Consider the following 519-nt stretch of genomic DNA (forward strand, 5'->3'; position numbering starts at 1 on the left):
GACTCTCACCCTACAGACTCATTAAATACATTTTATGCTCGCAAGCCTTTGAAATTCGGCGGCTACTAATTAAACCATGGGCATACCCCAGTAAAATACTCTTTAGCATTCCCGAGGGTGGGTACGCCGCCGCGCCCGTTTTGTCATTGTTGTACCACGCGTCAAATCCCGATAAATCGAGTTTATTTTCGACAATATAACAAAGGGCATACTCAAAAGTGCCAGGCAGAATTTGCTCAGCGAAATTGATAGGAATGAATTTATTTTGACAGGATAAGTCAGGCTTGTAGTTAGCCATAACAGTTTACCGTGGGTGAATAATATCTATTAGATCACAGCGAACAGATGGATTCAAGGTTAAAAAGCAACCAACCAAGAATAGTTGGATACGTTCCTAAAAAGAGTAATTCTACAACCTCAACGCCGCCTTAAGCGGTGAGTAATAGTTGGCTATAATGTGAAGCGAAGCGGAACCGAGCCAACTGTTACGAGTCCTGCTTTAGTGACTTGTGTACCACC

At 42.8% G+C, this 519-nt stretch carries 1 pseudogene; it reads right to left on the reverse strand.

From position 1 onward, the window contains the following. Positions 1-13 precede the first annotated feature (13 nt). Positions 14-298: pseudogene (locus tag CWB66_RS21265) on the reverse strand (transposase); the annotation flags it as partial. Between the last annotated feature and the right edge of the window lie 221 nt (positions 299-519).

Origin of the sequence: Pseudoalteromonas sp. S558, assembly GCF_005886635.1 — a bacterium.
Classification (GTDB): Bacteria; Pseudomonadota; Gammaproteobacteria; order Enterobacterales; family Alteromonadaceae; genus Pseudoalteromonas; species Pseudoalteromonas aliena.